Origin of the sequence: Paracoccus sp. UBA889 (assembly GCA_002294185.1) — a bacterium.
In the GTDB taxonomy this organism is placed as follows: domain Bacteria; phylum Pseudomonadota; class Alphaproteobacteria; order Rhodobacterales; family Rhodobacteraceae; genus Paracoccus.
This window is the reverse complement of sequence record DBFD01000027.1, coordinates 76,517-76,727: the sequence shown is the minus strand read 5'-3', so window position 1 is coordinate 76,727 and position 211 is coordinate 76,517. Positions and strand designations below refer to the sequence as shown.

Annotated in this window: 1 pseudogene; it reads left to right on the top strand. The window is 64.9% G+C overall.

The features are described from left to right. Positions 1–23 precede the first annotated feature (23 nt). A pseudogene (locus tag B4L36_RS04855) lies at positions 24–211 on the top strand (aldehyde dehydrogenase family protein); the annotation flags it as partial.

Sequence of the window (211 nt, the reverse complement as noted above, 5' to 3'; positions counted from 1 at the left end):
TCTATGACAGGCGGGCCGAGGACATGGCCTGGGCGATCAGTCACGAGATGGGCGCGCCGCAGGACATGTCGCTGGAGGACCAGGTTGGCGCCGGACGCGGGCATATCCGCAACTTCATCACCGCGTTCAAGGATTTCAAGTTCATCCGCCCGCTTGGCGATCATGCCCCGTCCTCGATGACGGCATGGGAGCCGGTCGGCGTCGTCGGCCT